The organism is Pseudomonas sp. stari2, from assembly GCF_040760005.1.
In the GTDB taxonomy this organism is placed as follows: Bacteria; Pseudomonadota; Gammaproteobacteria; order Pseudomonadales; family Pseudomonadaceae; genus Aquipseudomonas.
The window spans coordinates 1,137,278-1,154,930 of the sequence record NZ_CP099760.1; the positions used below are offsets into that span (position 1 = coordinate 1,137,278).

The 17,653-nt window shown below is 57.3% G+C and carries 15 protein-coding genes; 9 read left to right on the forward strand and 6 right to left on the reverse strand.

Features of this window, described 5'->3' with window-relative positions:
• Positions 1-36: 36 nt before the first annotated feature.
• Complete coding sequence (locus NH234_RS05015; RefSeq protein WP_367255810.1) at positions 37-2,358, reverse strand: TonB-dependent receptor; 2,322 nt, start codon at positions 2,356-2,358, stop codon at positions 37-39.
• A 208-nt stretch (positions 2,359-2,566) separates the two neighbouring features.
• Between NH234_RS05015 and NH234_RS05020 the strand changes: the two genes are divergently transcribed.
• The 4 genes from NH234_RS05020 (at position 2,567) to NH234_RS05035 (ending at position 7,473) form a co-directional block, all read left to right on the forward strand.
• Entirely contained in the window at positions 2,567-3,247 is a 681-nt protein-coding gene (locus NH234_RS05020) for a Fe2+-dependent dioxygenase (protein ID WP_367255812.1), read from the forward strand.
• The gene (locus NH234_RS05025) at positions 3,248-4,003 is read left to right on the forward strand and encodes a tetratricopeptide repeat protein (protein WP_367255814.1); all 756 of its coding nucleotides are present in this window, start codon (positions 3,248-3,250) and stop codon (positions 4,001-4,003) included. It abuts the gene before it with no gap.
• Between the two features lie 194 nt (positions 4,004-4,197).
• Positions 4,198-6,465 (forward strand): alpha-xenorhabdolysin family binary toxin subunit A, encoded by a 2,268-nt coding sequence (locus NH234_RS05030; protein WP_367255816.1) that lies wholly within the window; start codon positions 4,198-4,200, stop codon positions 6,463-6,465.
• 114 nt (positions 6,466-6,579) lie between these two features.
• A complete protein-coding gene (locus tag NH234_RS05035; RefSeq protein WP_367255818.1) occupies positions 6,580-7,473 on the forward strand; it encodes a hypothetical protein in 894 nt (297 codons plus the stop codon).
• Between the two features lie 54 nt (positions 7,474-7,527).
• Here the strand turns inward: NH234_RS05035 and NH234_RS05040 are convergent, their stop codons facing one another.
• From NH234_RS05040 to NH234_RS05060, 5 genes are all read right to left on the reverse strand, one after another.
• Positions 7,528-8,691: a type III PLP-dependent enzyme gene (locus tag NH234_RS05040; RefSeq protein ID WP_039769212.1), complete on the reverse strand. Its 1,164-nt coding sequence runs from the start codon at positions 8,689-8,691 to the stop codon at positions 7,528-7,530.
• A 593-nt stretch (positions 8,692-9,284) separates the two neighbouring features.
• Entirely contained in the window at positions 9,285-10,439 is a 1,155-nt protein-coding gene (locus tag NH234_RS05045) for a betaine/proline/choline family ABC transporter ATP-binding protein (RefSeq protein WP_085729570.1), read from the reverse strand.
• On the reverse strand, positions 10,436-11,089 hold the full coding sequence (locus NH234_RS05050; protein WP_085729571.1) for an ABC transporter permease: 654 nt from the start codon (positions 11,087-11,089) through the stop codon (positions 10,436-10,438). The genes NH234_RS05045 and NH234_RS05050 overlap by 4 nt, the downstream gene beginning before the upstream one ends.
• Positions 11,090-11,102: 13 nt before the next feature.
• On the reverse strand, positions 11,103-11,996 hold the full coding sequence (locus NH234_RS05055) for a glycine betaine ABC transporter substrate-binding protein (RefSeq protein ID WP_367255821.1): 894 nt from the start codon (positions 11,994-11,996) through the stop codon (positions 11,103-11,105).
• A 21-nt stretch (positions 11,997-12,017) separates the two neighbouring features.
• The gene (locus tag NH234_RS05060) at positions 12,018-12,707 is read right to left on the reverse strand and encodes an ABC transporter permease (RefSeq protein ID WP_367257123.1); all 690 of its coding nucleotides are present in this window, start codon (positions 12,705-12,707) and stop codon (positions 12,018-12,020) included.
• A 357-nt stretch (positions 12,708-13,064) separates the two neighbouring features.
• Here NH234_RS05060 and NH234_RS05065 point away from each other — a divergent pair, with 357 nt between their 5' ends.
• From NH234_RS05065 to NH234_RS05085, 5 genes are all read left to right on the forward strand, one after another.
• Entirely contained in the window at positions 13,065-14,648 is a 1,584-nt protein-coding gene (locus NH234_RS05065) for a peptide chain release factor 3 (RefSeq protein WP_011332431.1), read from the forward strand.
• A gap of 127 nt (positions 14,649-14,775) precedes the next feature.
• Entirely contained in the window at positions 14,776-15,984 is a 1,209-nt protein-coding gene (locus tag NH234_RS05070) for an MFS transporter (RefSeq protein WP_367255823.1), read from the forward strand.
• 160 nt (positions 15,985-16,144) lie between these two features.
• Positions 16,145-16,405, forward strand: a complete 261-nt coding sequence (locus tag NH234_RS05075; RefSeq protein ID WP_085729575.1) for a hypothetical protein — start codon at positions 16,145-16,147, stop codon at positions 16,403-16,405.
• A 329-nt stretch (positions 16,406-16,734) separates the two neighbouring features.
• Positions 16,735-17,157 carry a hypothetical protein gene (locus NH234_RS05080; RefSeq protein ID WP_367255826.1) on the forward strand — a complete coding sequence of 141 codons (423 nt, stop codon included), beginning with the start codon at positions 16,735-16,737 and terminating at the stop codon, positions 17,155-17,157.
• Between the two features lie 219 nt (positions 17,158-17,376).
• Entirely contained in the window at positions 17,377-17,592 is a 216-nt protein-coding gene (locus tag NH234_RS05085) for a hypothetical protein (protein WP_256575857.1), read from the forward strand.
• Positions 17,593-17,653: the final 61 nt, after the last annotated feature.

Sequence of the window (17,653 nt, forward strand, 5' to 3'; positions counted from 1 at the left end):
AAATGAATGAACGGGGCTTGGTACTTCCCTCTTCGATCAGAAGTGGAAGTTGGTGCTCAGCAATGCCGTACGGCCCGCCGCCTGATTGGCGAAGTGAGTCGAGAAGGCTTTGTCGTAGTAGGTCTCGTTGGTCAGGTTCTGCACGTTCAGTTGCAGGTCGACGTTCTTGCTCAGCTTGTACGCCGCCATTGCGTCGTAGCGAACGTAGGAATCGACCATGGTGGTGTTGGCCACGTTGCCGAATACGTCATCCACGTAGAACGCACCGCCACCGATGGTCAGCTTCGGCGTGACCTGGTAAGTGGTCCACAGGCTGGCGCTGTTTTTCGGCGTGTTGGGCAGCTCGTTACCGTTGTTGGCCTTGTTGGCCGGCAGGTCACCACCGTCAACCTGTTCGCTGTCCATGTAGGCGTAGCCGGCGAACACTTGCCACTTGTCAGTGATCTTGCCGCTGGCGGACAACTCGATACCTTGTACACGCGTCTTGCCGGCGTTTTCGTACGAGGTGGTATCAACCTGGACACGCGCGTTTTCTTTCTCGGTGCGGAAGATGTCGGCGGTCAGCGACAGGCGATCGTTCAGCAGATCCCACTTGGTACCGATTTCGTAGTTCTTGGTGGTTTCCGGCTCCATGTCGCTCTTGAGCAGGTTGCCGTTGCGATCCGGCGTGCCGCCCAGCGGGTTGCCTTCCTGACCTTCACCCAGGGTGTTGCCCGGCGGAGTGGCGGAGGTGGCGTAGGACGCATAGATGCTGCCGTTCTCTGCCGGTTTGTAGACGACGCCGAACTGGCCGGTGACGAACTCGCTGGTGTCCGAACCCTTGGAGGTGGTGCGGCCAGCGTTGTTGTAAGTGTTGTAGCCGGTTTCGAAGTGGTCGTAACGCAGGCCCATGTTCACCAGCCATTGCTCGGACAGCTCCAGGGTGTCGAACACATACAGTGCGTAAGTATCGGACTGGGTGTCGGTGCCGGCGTAGTTGCGCGAAATGGCGCCGTTCCACGGATCGTTCGGGTTCGGGTTCGACAGCGAGGTGCAGTTGTAGCCGCTGGCAGCGCCGATCAGGCCCGGGTTGCAGTTGGTGGTCACGGCCGAGGTGCGCGGCGTGGTGTCGGTGTTGACGTTGTACGAGGACTTGCGGCTTTCCTCACGGGTGTATTCGACACCGGTGGAGAAGCTGTTCTTGAAGCCCGCAACGTAGAAGTTACCGAACAGGTCAGTCTGGTTGGTGGTGGTCTCGGTGTTGCTCACGCGGGTGTTTGCACGACGCCAGACGCTGCCGTTGTTGACGTTGCCCTTGCTGTCGTCCGGCTGGGTCAGGATGTAATCCTGCATGCTGGTGCCGTGACGCAGGGTGTTCTTGATCGTCAGCGAGTCGCTCAGGTCATGCTCGATGGCGAAGGTCGCGGTGTCGGTGCGGCCCTTGCGGAAGTCGCGGTCCAGACCGTAGAAGTTGCTGTGATCGCCGCCGGCGTACGGTTTGTCCGGGTTGGACTTGGTACGCGCCGCCGAGCCGCCGGCCGGGATGGTGTAAGGAATGCCCGAGTCCGGCGTGTCGTTGCTTTCGAGATGGTAGTAATCGAGGTTGACGCGAGTGTCGGTGCCCAGGCCGAAGGCCAGGGACGGCGCGATGCCCCAGCGGTCGTAGTCGACCTTGTCGCGACCGGCGACGTTGCTCTCGTGGCTCATCAGGTTCAGACGGCCGGCAGCGGTGTCGCTGAACTGGTAGTTGCCGTCCAGGGTGTAACGCTGGGTCTGGTCGGAGCCCCAGGTGAAACCACCGTCGAACGAGTTGCCCAGATGCGCTTTCTTGCTCACCAGGTTGATGCTGCCGCCTGCCGCGCCGCGACCACCGATGGCGGAGTTCGGGCCCTTGCTGACTTCGATGTTTTCCACGGCGAAGATCTCGCGGCTCTGGGAGCCGGTGTCACGTACGCCGTCGAGGTAGGTGTCGCCCTGGGCGTCGAAACCACGGATGAACGGACGGTCGCCCTGCGGGTTGCCGCCTTCACCGGCACCAAAAGTGATGCCTGGCACGGTGCGCAGCGCATCCTGCATGTTCAGGGCACCGGTGTCCTTCAGGACTTGCTGCGGAATAACGGTGACCGAGCGCGGCGTATCGACCAGCGGCGCGGTGTACTTGGGCGAGGAGGCTTTCTCGACCTGGTAGGACGTCGAGTCCAGGGCTTCGCCGGTGATGGCGGTGGCGTCCAGGGCGATGGCATTGCCGGAGGCTTTGCTGTCGGTCTTTTCAGCGGCGAACACCATGTGCCCAGCGGAGCCGGCGGTGATTGCCACGCCGATGGCGGAAGCGAGCAGACGTGGTGAACTCACTGGTAATTGTGCGTGTTGACGTGCCATTTCTATTTCCCCTCCCCAAGGATTTGAGGCGGCGGAATATAGGGTAAACAGGTATTCGTATCAATTGCGAAATATTGTTATTCGCGACAAATTTACATTCTTTACAATTTAACCTTACGGTTTTTGCCGACTCATTCGTCTAGCGGGTTTTACACGGCCAATAAGAATCAATACCATTACCGTCTCTTTGCCATCAGGTGACTTCGACATGCTGCTGCACATCCCCGCTCTGTTCGAGAAAGACGAAGTGCGGCGCATCCGCAAGGCTCTGGAACAGGCCGACTGGGCCGATGGCAAGATCACCGCTGGCTATCAATCGGCCAAGGCCAAGCACAATCTGCAACTGCCCGAAGGCCATCCGCTGGCCAAGGAAATCGGCGCGGCAATGCTTGAACGCCTGTGGAAAAATCCGCTGTTCATGTCAGCTGCGCTGCCGCACAAAGTATTTCCGCCGTTACTCAACTGCTACACGGCGGGCGGCAGTTTCGATTTTCACATCGACAACGCGGTGCGCCAGCCCAAGGGCAGCATCGAGCGGGTGCGCACCGATCTGTCGGCCACGCTGTTCTTCAGTGAGCCCGAGGATTACGACGGCGGCGAGCTGGAGATCCAGGACACCTACGGCACCCAGCGCGTGAAACTGCCCGCCGGCGACATGGTGCTTTACCCCGGCACCAGCCTGCACAAGGTCAACGCCGTCACTCGCGGCGCGCGCTATGCCTCGTTCTTCTGGACCCAAAGTCTGGTGCGCGAAGACAGCCAGCGCGCTTTGCTGTTCGAGATGGACGGTGCGATCCAGCAACTGACCCAGGACATGCCCGATCACCCTTCGCTGATCCGTCTGACCGGCACCTATCACAACCTGCTGCGTCGCTGGGTCGAGGTCTGAGTGGCGGACTTTCGTTTGCGCCGCGAAGAAGTCCTCGACGGCGAACGGCTCACCGCCATGCTTGCAGAAAGTCCGGCACGTGCGGCCCAGGCCATTCTGCTGGCGGCAGGTGAGGGCGTGCTGGAGGCGCAGGCGCTGCTCGGACAGATCCTTCTTGATGGTCACGGGATTGCTCAGGATCAGCCGTTGGCGCTGCGCTGGTTTGGAATCGCGGCAGGGCAGGGACATCTGATGGCGCGCAACATGCTCGGCCGCTGTCATGAACATGGATGGGGTTGTGTGGCCGACGCAGCGGTTGCCGCCAGGCATTATCGCGTTGCAGCAGATGCCGGGCTGGACTGGGCGATGTACAACCTCGCCAATCTGCTGGCGACCGGGCGCGGGGCGGCTGTGGATCAGCCGCAAGCCTTGGCGCTTTATCGTCAGGCCGCCGAGTCGGGGCACGCCAAGTCGATGAACCTGCTCGGTCGGTATCTTGAAGAGGGACGTCATTGCCGCGCTGACCCGGCCGCAGCCTTCGATTGGTATCGCCGCTCGGCGCAGAGCGGCGACTTCCGTGGCCAGTTCAGTTATGCCAGTGTTCTGGCCGAGCGCTCTCAGATAAGAGAGGCGTTGAAATGGTACCGCCAGGCGATGTGCGGGGGGCATGCTGTGTTTCTCCATGTGGCTGCCCAGACCTTGGAAAGCGCATCGCACCCTGCTATTCAAGCATTGGCTCAAGAGTACAAAGAGCGCGCAGAACACATGGCCGTCTAGTCAAACAAAACGAGCTGTTCGAAGTTTTCGATTCGTGTGTCTAGTTGTTGTTATTCTTTTTAAATAAATTGAAGGTGTGGTGCGCTTCTTTAGGTTTGGATTTTATGTTTAAGTTCGCTTGGAATAGTTGAGGCTTGTCTGCTTTAACTTTCTTGTTGATTTAACTTAACTTAAAACTGATTAAAGGAATGATCATGTCTTCTTCCAGCTTATGGGGCGATGCCCTGAATAACGCCTCGCCTGAGCAAGTTATGCAGATGGCGGCGGCGGCGCCTAAGTTACTCAGTGATGCATCGGTTTCCGAGGGGGACGATGTCGTGCGTGACCGCGGACTTCTCCTCACCAAAAAACAGATCATTGATTTGCGTAAATATGAAGCGGCCGGTCTGGCGCTTCCACATACCCTGAAGGATGTCGTTGATTATCTGCGTTTCGGCGCCGGGCAGGACGGTGGCCCAGGTTTAAACCCGACTGATTTCCTTTCGACCTTCGTCAACACCCGCAACCACGCAAGACGTTGGTCGCCGTTGCGTGAACGCATCATGATGACCGGACAAGGACTGAAGAGCTTTGCCAGCAGCATGCTCAATTATGGCAAATCGATTCAGGAAGTCTTGAACGATGATGATTCTGTCGCGTTCCTCAAGGCAAACAAGATTAAAACACTCGCTCAGCTTAAGGCGCTGGAAATCGAACTGGGTGACAAGTTTCCGGATATTGAAATTGACCCTGATACGGTCGCGACACTGGGTTATTACCTGCAACGGATATTCGAGAGGATCAATAAAAACCTGAGCGATGTGCAGGGCATAAAAAATGATCTGGATATGTTTGGTTATGATCTGCGCGAGCATGTTCTGCCCGGCATAAAACTTCGGGTCGGGCTGATTGACAGCAGTACGTTGGCAGAGAATGTCAAAGTATTGAAGAACAATATTGATAATCGTGCTAAAGAAATTGATATCAAAAACACTGAATACAAGGCGGCGGTTCAGGAGGCATTGAAGTCTGCAGCCGGGATGAACATCGTGGGCCTGGCCATGGCTATCTACATGGGGGTAGAGGCCGAAAATATTCGTGCTGCACGCAACGCGTTGTATGCCGAACAGGAGCGGGATATCCAGCTGCTGGCGAGTATGAATCAGACGCTCGGTTCCCTTGCCCGCGTCAAGCATGACCTGCAAAGTCTGATGATCGTGGCGATTGATGCTGAGATTGCCACGCAGAACCTGATACATGTCTGGAAAAGCCTGTACGTGCACATCTCCAACTCGGTAGCGGCGATGAACCGAGTCAACGACGCCTTGAGCCTGCGGATCTTCGGGACCGAATTCGAAGAAGTCGTGTTGCCATGGAAAGCCATCGAGACCGACTCGGACAAGCTTATCCAGGTCTTCAAAGAAGCTGATGCAGAATACGAGCGCAACTATTCGTTCAGCACGCGTGCCTCGCGTGTGATCGGTATCAACACCACAGTGAGCTATTCGCCTGTGGACGTTGCCACCCTGACATCCTCTATTGAACAGGTGCGTGAAGCCCGCACTCAGGCAGAAGTCTTGAAAACCCGACTGGGTTACCTGCCCGATCTTTTTGACCGCTTCAAGCGAATCGTGATTGGCATGGGACAATGCCAAAGCCAATTGCAGGATTCGGCACAGTCGGGTGTGAATGATCTGCAAAACAGCCTGCGACGTCTCACCCGCAACGAGAAGGACCGGTTAAAAGAAACCGATCCTGAGGTCATTGAAGAAATCGATGATGAGCGTAAGGACATTTTGCGTTCGATCTCCTCTGCGATGACCAAGCAGGCATCTTTGGTGGGAAGCGCCTTGCGCAACATTGATGCACGGTTTGATGTTCGCCTGACGCAGGCTTACATCGCTGATTTTCAGCGCGACGCGCTTGTGGCCAATGCTGAAATTGCCCAACTGGAGGGCAAACTTGCAGAGCTTGCGGCTGATCGCAAGATCATCAATGACGGGGTCACTCTTCTGGAAAAAAGTGGCATCGAGAAACTCGGCAAGGATGTTGAACTGACTATCGCCAAGATAACCGAGCTGGGCCTGGCTCCGCCGGAAATCAAACTGGTGATGGCGGCCATCGATCAACTGAAGCGAACCCTCATCGGCATCGGCGAATCGGTGCGCTTTCTGGACATGATTCGCGAGAGCGACAAGCTGAAGCTGAAAGTCGATGGCGTGCAGGCTGATATCGAACGTGAGCGCTCGGGTATCCGTGATTCGCAAGGCAAGGTCGCGTACCTGACGGCCATTCATGTCATGGAGGACTGTCGCGCCGAATATGCCGCCACCTACCGTCCTGCCGTGAATGCTTTTGAGCAATTGCGCGATGCGATCAATGTCGAGCGGTTGGACGACTTTGATGCACTCAGTGCCGCATTGAAACAGCATGCGCCACTGTTTATCGCTTTCGTTGATCCGCTGTCATTACCGCAGCGCTGATTCTGCCGGCAGGCCGTGCTCTGTGTTTGTGTGTGATATCAGAGTCCGGCGCAGGATTGCCGATGGGCACGGTTCCATCGGCAACAAAAGTTCGATCAGACCAAGGAGAGGCTGATGCTTGAATATTTACTGGCAGAAAAAAACTTCGCTGCATTGAAGCAGTATGTGAAGTTTCTGCAGGATCTACCCCCTGCCTTACAGGAAATGACTGAGTTTAGTAAAAGCTTTGAACGACAAGGGCACACCATGCTGTCCCCACCAAATATTCAAAGCCTGAGGCTGGCGGCACAAGCCAATGGAGCGTGTTGGCTGGCGATACAGGAAGCAACACCGTTGCTTGGCAGCAATTCCGCGCGGGTGTTACTTGAGGTATTCGGCTTTATTGAAGAGTTTCAGGCCACTGTTTCAAATGCCGACAATCGCCGAGAGGCGATTGACACTATCGATCCACGGCAATTTTCATTGGTAAGGTCGCCTGTCTGGGGCAATGCACCCGCCGCAAGCATCATCGATGTGCTGCGGGAAATGGATCGACGACTGGAGCAATACCGGGGCACGGTGTTGAATTTCAAAACCCAGGTGACCAGCCTGGCTGAATCGATCCACAGCATCTTCGTACGTTTCATCGAGTGTTTGACGATGCCCATCTGTTCCTGCGATGAACCCGTCGCCAAGATCGAAGTCTATTACGGCCTGGGTAAAATGGGATTACCCGGTACGACTTATGTGCCGGGCCGGTTGTATTCGCAGGAGGAGCGAATCGCGCTGTCCAAAGAACATGTCGAGTTTCTGTTCAATCTGCGTCGACGCGCTGCCAGTGCGGCGAACAATCTCAGCGATTTCTGCTTTCGGATGACCTGGATGCTGGATGAAGCGCAACAGATGCTCAGAAGTCATTACCCGACGATGACGATGGCGCGGGCGAAATCTACGCTGCCGATGCTCAAGGTGCCGTTGGACGATGTGCAAAGCATGTCGGACCAGTTGGTCAAAATGACCCGACTGTAAAGCATAAAAAAGCCCATGACTTGTCATGGGCTTTTCGCGTTACGGGTAAGGTGCTTACACGTAAAACGATTTCAGCGGCGGGAAGCCATTGAACTCTACGGCGCTGTAACTGGTGGTGTACGCACCGGTCGACAGCCAGTACAGGCGATCACCGATCGCCAGGTTCAGCGGCAGGCCGTACTTGTAGTTTTCGTACATGATGTCGGCGCTGTCGCAGGTCGGGCCGGCTATCACGACTTCTTCCATCTCGCCTTTCTTTTCGGTCCAGATCGGGAACTTGATCGCTTCGTCCATGGTTTCGATCAGGCCGGAGAACTTGCCCACATCGGTATAAACCCAACGCTCGACGGCGGTGCGGGATTTACGCGCGACCAGTACCACTTCGCTGACCAGGATGCCGGCGTTGGCAATCAACGAACGGCCCGGTTCCAGAATGATTTCCGGCAGGTCATCACCGAAGTCTTCCTTCAGGAAACGGATGATTTCTTCGGCGTAGGTTTCCAGGCTGTTGGTGCGGGTGATGTAGTTGGCCGGGAAGCCACCGCCCATGTTGATCAGCTTCAGGTGGATGCCGTCTTCTTCTTTCAAGCGCTCGAAGATCACTTTGACCTTGGCGATCGCCGCGTCCCAGACGCTGATGTCACGCTGTTGCGAACCGACGTGGAACGAAATGCCGTATGGCACCAGACCCAGGTCGCGGGCGAGGATCAGCAGGTCCATGGCCATGTCGGTCTGGCAGCCGAACTTGCGCGACAGTGGCCAGTCGGCCGTGGTCGAGCCTTCGGTCAGGATGCGCACATAGACTTTGGCGCCCGGCGCAGCCTTGGCGATGTTGCGCAGGTCGGCTTCCGAGTCGGTCGCGAACAGGCGTACGCCCTTCTCATAGAAGTAGCGAATGTCCTTGGATTTCTTGATGGTGTTGCCGTAGCTGATCTGGTCCGGGCTGACGCCACGGCTCAGTACTTTGTCCAGCTCATAGATCGAGGCGATGTCAAAGCTCGAGCCTTTCTCCTTGAGCAGGTCGATGATCTCGACGGCCGGGTTGGCCTTGACCGCGTAGTAGACCTTGGCGAATTCGAAACCGGCACGCAGGTCATCGTAGGCCTGGGCGATCATCGCGGTGTCGATCACCACGAACGGGGTTTCCTGTTTGTCGGCGAACGCCTTCATTTTCTGAAAGGTTTCGCGCGCGAAATAGTCTTCGACCTGGATCGACATACTTGGGAGCTCCTATGGGCAAACTCGTGAAATCAATGGGTGCAAATGAACGCCCTCCGTATCCCCACTTTGGTTCGCCTACTTCCCAAGGCATGTCGCCGAAAGCAAAAAGGCCATGGGAAATGTAGTCTTTCTTTCCCTTGGCCTTGCTGTCTCGTCGTCAGTACTTGAGCCGGATGGATCGTTTCCAGCATGGACGTTCGGCGCGAACTTTAGGGCGTGAGGGGCCTGAGATCAACTAAAAATGTCGCGTTTTTGCACGCTTCTGACGTACGTCGCGGATATCACTCTTTGTACCCGACCGAGATGACGGTCAGATGTTCCGCAATAATTTTCAGGTGTTAAAAATACCTGCACGTTCGATGCTGATGTATGCCAAGTCATGGATAACTACGATCACTTCAACATCGGCGACGTTGGCGGCGAGAAAGGCAGATGAGGGGGAAGTTGCTGGTTCAGGCTGGCAAAATCGGCCGGGTTCGGCTCTCGGGTGTGTTGATATTTCTTGCCGGCTCATCGTCGGTAGGAAAATCCCGGCCTTGAGTTTCCGGCGGTCGAAAAAAAGGGCTGTCGAACAGCCCTTTTGCTTTTGATCAGGCCACCGCTTCGGCCGGCGACACGATATTGGTCTTCATTCCGCGTGAACGACCCGAACTCAGGTACGCCGCAATCGACTCCTGGGTGACTTCGCCAAGGAAAACCCGCTCGGCATCCATCACAGGCAGCCACGCCCGATTGAACTCGTACATGCGCGACAACAGAATGCGCAGGTGTTCGTCATAGGCGGCCGTGGCGTTGAACTCGCGCAGGAATTGCGCGCATGTACCGGTCTGACGGTGCAGGTCGCGACGTCGCACGTAACCCAATGCCTTGTTCTCGGCACAGGTGACCACCACATAACGGCGGTCATGTTCATCCATCAGCTCCAGCGCATCCGCCACCGGGGTTTCCGGGCTCACCGACGGCGCGTTGTCCGCCGCGTCTTCGGCTTTCACCAGCAGCAGGCGTTTGAGTGTGCTGTCCTGGCCGACGAAGTTGCTGACGAAGTCGTCCGCCGGATGGGCGAGCAGGGTGTCCGGGTGATCAATCTGCAACAGCTTGCCGGCGCGGAAGATCGCGATCTTGTCGCCGAGTTTGATCGCTTCGTCGATGTCGTGGCTGACCATGATCACGGTCTTGTTCAACGCGCGCTGCATCTCGAAGAACTCGTTCTGGATCATTTCGCGGTTGATCGGGTCCACCGCACCAAACGGTTCGTCCATCAGCAACAGCGGTGCATCTGCTGCCAGCGCGCGGATCACGCCGATCCGTTGCTGCTGGCCGCCGGACAGTTCACGGGGATAACGATGCAGATACTGCTTGGGCTCAAGCTTGATCATGCTCATCAATTCGCGGGCGCGATCGTGGCATTTCTGTTTGTCCCAGCCGAGCAGTTTCGGCACGACGACGATGTTCTCTTCAATGGTCATGTTCGGGAACAGACCGATCTGCTGAATCACGTAGCCGATGTTGCGGCGCAGGGTCACTTCGTCGAGGTCGGTGGTGTCTTCACCGTTGACCAGGATCTTGCCGGAGGTCGGCTTGATCAGGCGGTTGATCATTTTCAGCGTGGTGCTTTTGCCGCAGCCCGATGGCCCGAGGAATACGCAGATTTCGCCTTCATTGACGGTCAGGCTCACCGAGTCCACGGCTTTCACATCTTTGCCGTTGCTTTGGAAGGTCTTGCTGAGGTTTTGAAGTTCGATCATTTGAGTAATCCTTTTGGAGTCAAAGAGCGTTGCAGCCACTGCAAAAACAAGTCCGCGAAGATCGCCAGGAGACTGACCAGCAGTGCGCCGACGATGAGCATCGACATGTCGCTGCGGCTGATGGAGGCGAGGATCAGTACGCCGAGGCCGCCGGCGCCGATGGTCGCGGCGATGGTCATCACGCCGATGTTCATCACCACGGCGGTACGCACACCGGCGAGGATTACCGGCACGGCAATCGGCAACTCGACCATGCGCAGGCGCTGGCCGAAGGTCATGCCGATGCCGCGTGCGGCTTCGCGGATGCCCGGTTCGACGCCGGTCAGGGCGAGGTAGGTGTTGCGCATGATCGGCAACAGTGAATAAAGGAATACGGCGGTGATCGCCGGCATCGGGCCGAGGCCCTGGCCGAATTTCGAGTAGAACGGCAGCAGCAGGCCGAACAGCGCAATCGACGGCACGGTCAGCAGCACCGTGGCACTGGCTTGTAGCGGGCCAGCGAGACTCGGGAAGCGCGTCATCAAAATACCCAGCGGCACGCCGATGAGAATCGCCAGGCTGACGGCGATGCCGACCAGGGTGATGTGCTGCCAGGTCAGGTGCATCACCTGCTGCCAGTCGAGGTGGGAAAAGGCGTTCAAAAATTCCATGACTTTTCCTCCTTTAATTCAGTGGGTGCTGGCGCAGGAAATCGGCAGCGACTCTCGACGGGCTCTCGTGATCGACATCGACCCGCGCGTTGAGCTGGCGCATGGTTTCGTCGTCGAACAGTTCGGCCAGCGGCTTGAGTTGCGCCGCCAGTTGCGGGTGAGCGTCGAGGTAGGCCTGACGCACGACTGGCGCAGCGGTGTAGTCCGGGAAGTAATGCTTGTCGTCTTCCAGCAGCTTCAGGCCGAAAGCATTCAGTCGACCGTCGGTGGTGTAGACCAGACCGGCAAACACTTGCCCGTTGCGCAGTGCGGTGTAGACCAGACCCGCGTCCATCTGCCGAATGTTCTGGCGTGTCAGGTTCATGTCGTACAGCTTGACCATGCCATCCAGTCCATCCGAGCGGTTGGCGAACTCGGTGTCCAGCGCGACCAGGTGGTTGGTCTTGGCTTCAGCCTTCAGCACGTCGTTCAACTGACTGATGTTGCTGATCTGCGGATATTCCTCGGCGACGTTTTTCGGCAGGGCGAGGGCGTAGGTGTTGCTGAATTTCGACGGCGTCAGCCAGACCAGGCCTTTTTTCGCGTCGAGTTCTTTCACCCGGGCGTAGGACTGTTCGCTGTCGAGTTTTTCGGTGACATGGTTGTAGGCCACCAGCGACACCCCGGTGTATTCCCAGAGCATGTCCAGTTGCCCGCTTTCGTGGGCGCTGCGGGCCAGGTTGCTGCCCAGTCCGCCGGTGATCTGCGCGTCGTAGCCTTTGCTGCGCAGGTATTGGGCGGTGATTTCCGCGAGCAGGGTCTGCTCGGTGAATACCCGGGCGCCGAGGCGAATGAGCGGCTTTTCCGCCGCCTGGGCAAATCCTGCGAACAGCAGGGCGCAGCCCAGAATCAAGCTAAATCGTTTCATGAATATTCCTTTGCCGAAGCCTTAAGACGGGCGCAAACCGCGTTCCAGCCAGAGACGGCTGGCGAGGGTGACCAGGCCATCGAGCAGCAGGGCCAGCAGCGCGGTGCACGCGGCGCCGAGCAGCAGTTGCGGCTGATTGTTCAGGGCGATGCCGGGGAAGATCAGGCTGCCGAGGCTGTTGGCGCCGATCAGGAACGCCAGCGGCGCGGTACCGACGTTGATCGCCAGCGCGACGCGCACACCGCCGACGATGATCGGCACGGCGTTGGGCAGTTCGACTTGCCACAGCACCTGACGCGGAGTCATGCCGATGCCGACGGCGGCTTCTTTCAGCGAACCCTGGACGTTTTTCAGGCCTTCATAGGTGTTGCGCACAATCGGCAAAAGCGAGGCGAGGAACAAAGCGAAGATCGCCGGACCACTGCCGATGCCGAGTATCCCCAGGGCAATCGCCAGTACGGCCAGCGGTGGCACGGTGTTGCCGATGTTGAAGATTTGCATGAAGCGTTCGGCGCGGCCGACCATGGTCGGGCGGCTCAGGAAGATACCGGCGGGGATGCCCACGACAAGGGCGGCCAGCATTGAAGCGAGGACGAGAATCAGATGAGCTTGCAGGTAAAACAACAAATCGTCGCGGTAGTGTTCGATCGTGTTGATGCCGATCCAGTGGACCAGCAGGGCCAGGAGCGCGATCACCACCGCACCTCCCATCAGCCCTTTGCCATAGCGGATAGCCACAGGCGGACTCCTTTTTTATAGTCGGCGGACGCTGTCCCGAGTGGCATGCCATGCCTGGCTGCCGGGCGTGAACGTTCGCGAGAAGCAGCTCCCCCAGCACCGGCCAAAAGCGGTCTGAAAGTGAGCCATGAGCGCAGCCTCGTCAGGCTAACTTGCTGATTTTTCAGCCCCTGACGAAAAGTCGTAACAGGGGATGGACGTCTCCGTGCTTTAAAAGGTTCCCATCTGAGGCAGCATTTGGCCACCCTTAATGTGCTCAACGGTTCGGTTATTGTCTTGACTTGGGCTATAATCGCGGCCCTTTTTTGAATCACCGCCAGGCGATTTCCCATGACCAGACAGGCCGCCGAAGTCGCGAAACGCCGCACTTTCGCCATTATTTCCCACCCCGATGCCGGTAAAACCACGATCACCGAAAAGCTCCTGTTGATGGGCAAGGCGATTGCAGTGGCCGGTACGGTGAAATCCCGTAAATCCGACCGCCATGCGACATCCGACTGGATGGAGATGGAGAAGCAGCGGGGTATTTCCATTACCACGTCGGTCATGCAGTTCCCGTATCGCGAACACATGATCAACCTGCTCGACACCCCGGGCCACGAAGACTTCTCCGAAGACACCTACCGAACCCTGACGGCGGTGGACTCGGCCCTGATGGTTCTCGACGGCGGTAAGGGTGTAGAGCCACGTACCATCGCGCTGATGGACGTCTGCCGTCTGCGTGATACGCCGATCGTCAGCTTCATCAACAAACTTGACCGTGACATCCGTGACCCGATCGAACTGCTCGACGAAATCGAAGCCGTTCTGAAGATCAAGGCCGCGCCGATCACCTGGCCGATCGGTTGCTACCGCGACTTCAAGGGCGTTTACCACCTGGCCGACGACTACATCATTGTCTACACCGCCGGCCACGGTCACGAACGCACCGAAACCAAGATCATCGAAAAGCTTGATTCCGACGAAGCCCGCGCCCACCTGGGCGACGAGTACGAGCGCTTCCTCGAACAGCTGGAACTGGTGCAGGGCGCCTGCCACGAGTTCAACCAGCAGGAGTTCCTCGACGGTCAACTGACCCCGGTGTTCTTCGGTACCGCACTGGGCAACTTCGGTGTCGATCACGTGCTCGACGCCGTAGTCGACTGGGCACCGCGTCCGCTGCCACGTGTGGCCAACGAGCGTACCGTGGAGCCGGTGGAAGAGAAGTTCTCGGGCTTCATCTTCAAGATCCAGGCGAACATGGACCCGAAACACCGTGACCGCATCGCCTTCATGCGCATTTGCTCGGGCAAGTACGAGAAAGGCATGAAGATGCGTCACGTGCGTACCGGCAAGGACGTGCGCATCGGCGACGCCCTGACGTTCTTCTCCTCCGAGCGTGAACAGCTCGAAGAAGCGTACGCCGGCGATATCATCGGTCTGCACAACCACGGCACGATCCAGATCGGTGACACCTTCAGCGAAGGCGAAACCCTGGGCTTCACCGGTATCCCGCACTTCGCCCCGGAACTGTTCCGCCGCGTACGCCTGCGCGATCCGCTGAAATCCAAGCAACTGCGCCAGGGCCTGCAACAGCTGGCCGAAGAAGGCGCGACCCAGGTGTTCTTCCCGGAGCGCAGCAACGACATCATCCTCGGCGCCGTCGGTGTGCTGCAGTTCGATGTGGTCGCCAGCCGCCTGAAAGAGGAATACAAGGTCGAGTGCTCCTACGAGCCGATCACCGTCTATTCCGCGCGCTGGATCGAATGCAGCGACAAGAAGAAGCTCGAGGAATTCTCCAACAAGGCTGTGGAAAACCTGGCGCTGGACGGCGGCGGTCACCTGACCTACCTCGCTCCGACCCGAGTCAACCTGGCCCTGATGGAAGAGCGCTGGCCGGACGTGAAATTCCGTGCGACCCGTGAGCACCACTAAGCGCTGACTGGCGACACCCGAAAGCCCACTGTTAAAACAGTGGGTTTTTTTTGCGTGTTGATTAAGTATGCGAACTCATTCAAGTCGGGCGCAGTGCATCTGGTCCCATCAATAAGGGAGCGATCGAATGACAGGGAGGCTCGCTTATCTGCTTCGGCCCAATGGTTATTTCAGCCTGATGGCCTGGGTGCTGGCGGCGTTGCTCTTCATTAATCGCCTGAGCAGCATGGTCAAGCTGTTCATGGCGTTGTACTTGCGCCAGGAGCTGGGGCTGGCGATTGAAACCGTCGGCTGGCTGCTGTCGTCATATGGCGGTGGTCTGCTGATCGGCTCGATGCTCGGCGGATGGCTCAGTGACCACGTCCGCACGGCGCGCCTGACGGCGGCGCTGTTCTTTGTCTCTGCGTGGGTTCTGGTCTTGCTGGGTCTGGTCACGCAAGTGCCGTTGCTGGCCGGGTTGCTATTGCTCAGCGGCACTCTCGATGGCGCGATTCGCACCCTGCATCAGCGACTGATCATGGAGAATTGCGAGGTTGCGCAGCGCCCACGGGCGCAGGCCTTGAGTCGCATCGCCCGGAACCTCGGGATGGCCGCTGCCGGTGTAGCGGGCGGTGTGCTGGCACAGGTGGATTTTCGCTGGGTGTTTTTCATCAGTGCCGGGCTCACGCTGCTGGCGCTGCTCTGGTTCATCCGCACGACCTGGCGCCGGCCGGTGCTGATCGCTGACGAGGCGCCACCGGCGCAATCGGGTTCGGGCCTTCCCTATCGCGACAAACCATTTCTCTGGTTGCTGGCGGCGACCGTCCTTCTTGGCATGTCGTTCGACACGGTCTACAGCACCTTGGGCAACTATCTTCGCGACTATTACCGTTTGAGCACCGAGGCCATCGGCTGGCAGTTCGCGATCAACGCGATTCTGGTGGTAGCGCTGCAGATTCCCATGTCGCACTGGGGGGAACGCTGGGGCGCGCGTCGGCCATTGATCGCCGGTTGTGTGCTGCTGGCGGTCGGACTCGGCATGTTGCCGCTGGGTTCCGGCTTGTTTTATGCCTGTCTCTCGACAGTCATCTGGACGCTGGGGGAGGCGTTGTTCATGCCACCGTTGAACGTGCTGGTAATGCAGCATGCACAAACCGGAAAAAGCGGCCGTTACTTCGGTCTGTTCTTCATGGCCTGGAGTGCGAGTTCCCTGTTGTCGCCGGTGCTGGGTGGGCAGCTCTACGGCCAGTTCGGTGGCCACAGTGTCTGGCTGGCGAGTGCCGTCCTGGCCTCGCTGTCAGTACCGCTGATTTATCAGGCCACCCGTATTCGAACCACGCAATGCGCAAATGCTTAGCCGATCCGGTTATAGGCGTTATTCGAAAGCGGTCTGTCCACGCATGGCATTTTCGGGCATGGGGCAACGTCCTATCTGGTGAACCCGGCGGATCGGAACTAGATTTCAATCAGCGTCAGGTCAGCATGAATTTCTCACCTGGAACAGGATGGACTCGGCTATGAAAAACAGGTTGCTACGGGTTTTGCTGCTGTTGAAAGTGATGGTGATGCTGTCCCTCGGCACCGCGACGGCCTGGGCCGAGTGCGAGGATCACGATACCCAGGCCTCCAGCGGGCAGGTGGGGCATAGCGCGCTGATGCTGGCCAAGTCCGAGTCCGAGCCGGGCGACCAGGGCCAGGGTGGCAGCGCCGACGATGACGACTCGACCACCGACGAGCCGGACTCCGATGATCCGGATGAAGGGGACAGCCAGACGTAGATTGCAGACAATAGAAAACCTCTTCTGCCTCGACTGATGTGCAATCGCAATCGAGGTGGAAGAGGGGAGTAAACGAGAAAACAGTTTGAAGTTACCGAAGACTAAAATACTTCAGGCTTTAGTCCGGACTATCCTTCCTCTATGTTTCCCGCGGATCCGCAAAGTTGTCGGCTCTGCTTGAAAATCTCCTGCTTACAATGCGAGCCGTTTGTCGGAATTTCACATTGATTGTTCCAGGCCTGTCAGAAATGACAGTAGACGTCGTGCTGTTTGCTCCTTATAAGTATTCGTGCAGTTAGATGCTTTTAATTACTAAAAGGAGTCGTATGATGAGTGCTGACGAAAGCAAGAATACTACCGGGAAATTGCAGGCTACTGGAACTTCGGTGTCAGGTTTTTCGACTACTGATGTTTCTTTTCAGCAAAATCTATCGGATAAAGGCTATTCCTTTGACGGCAGAATGGCAAAGGAGCAACTGGGTTTTTTTATGCGAACTTTAGATGTTAAAGAGAACGTAAGTTACGATATACAAGCGGCTTGGTCCGGAGACAAGGAAACTGCGTTAGCTTATTATAAGAGCGCTGAGGGGGTTACCTATGACGGTGTTTCAGGAACTATCGTGTTTCGGAAGTTCGATGTTTTGTCTGAAAGTGCCGATTTTGAAGCTAGGTTGAAGTTGGAAAGTGCTACAGGTGATGTTAAGGATAAAGTCGTGGCTCTAGGTGAATTTGTGGGGTTTGAAGAACCGTAATCCTTAATTCATGGGTTAGGCTTTTGTTTGATTTTTAAATTGTCTGGAGTTATTGGCGAAAGGGAGGGGGCTTTTGTTGTGGTTTGGAAAAAAGGTCTTCTGTATCTTTGTGATAATCGCTGAGCAACCGCTTTCTTCCAATTGTCGTTTTGGAAGAAAGCGGTTTAGCTGATTGTTTGAATACCGCCACAATTACATGAGCGTTTACTTCGCCACGCCGTGGAGGAGCTGCTCGGCACCGCGACAGCCTGGGCCGAGTGCGAGGATCACGATACCCAGGCGTCCAGCGGGCAGATGGGGCACAGTGCGCTGATGCTGGCCAAGTCCGAGTTCGAGCCGGGCGATCAGGGCCAGGGCGGCAGCGCCGACGATGACGACTCGACCACCGACGAGCCGGACTCCGATGATCCGGATGAAGGCGATAGCCAGACGTAAATTCCGGACAAAAGAAAACCCCTTCTTTCTCGACTGATGCGCAATCGAGGCAGAAGGGGTT

Coding starts and splice junctions, on each gene's coding strand:
- NH234_RS05015 (WP_367255810.1), bottom strand. CDS start 2,358: ATGGCACGTCAACACGCACAATTACCAGTGAGTTCACCACGTCTGCTC.
- NH234_RS05020 (WP_367255812.1), top strand. CDS start 2,567: ATGCTGCTGCACATCCCCGCTCTGTTCGAGAAAGACGAAGTGCGGCGC.
- NH234_RS05030 (WP_367255816.1), top strand. CDS start 4,198: ATGTCTTCTTCCAGCTTATGGGGCGATGCCCTGAATAACGCCTCGCCT.
- NH234_RS05035 (WP_367255818.1), top strand. CDS start 6,580: ATGCTTGAATATTTACTGGCAGAAAAAAACTTCGCTGCATTGAAGCAG.
- NH234_RS05040 (WP_039769212.1), bottom strand. CDS start 8,691: ATGTCGATCCAGGTCGAAGACTATTTCGCGCGCGAAACCTTTCAGAAA.
- NH234_RS05045 (WP_085729570.1), bottom strand. CDS start 10,439: ATGATCGAACTTCAAAACCTCAGCAAGACCTTCCAAAGCAACGGCAAA.
- NH234_RS05050 (WP_085729571.1), bottom strand. CDS start 11,089: ATGGAATTTTTGAACGCCTTTTCCCACCTCGACTGGCAGCAGGTGATG.
- NH234_RS05055 (WP_367255821.1), bottom strand. CDS start 11,996: ATGAAACGATTTAGCTTGATTCTGGGCTGCGCCCTGCTGTTCGCAGGA.
- NH234_RS05060 (WP_367257123.1), bottom strand. CDS start 12,707: ATGGGAGGTGCGGTGGTGATCGCGCTCCTGGCCCTGCTGGTCCACTGG.
- NH234_RS05065 (WP_011332431.1), top strand. CDS start 13,065: ATGACCAGACAGGCCGCCGAAGTCGCGAAACGCCGCACTTTCGCCATT.
- NH234_RS05070 (WP_367255823.1), top strand. CDS start 14,776: ATGACAGGGAGGCTCGCTTATCTGCTTCGGCCCAATGGTTATTTCAGC.
- NH234_RS05075 (WP_085729575.1), top strand. CDS start 16,145: ATGAAAAACAGGTTGCTACGGGTTTTGCTGCTGTTGAAAGTGATGGTG.
- NH234_RS05080 (WP_367255826.1), top strand. CDS start 16,735: ATGAGTGCTGACGAAAGCAAGAATACTACCGGGAAATTGCAGGCTACT.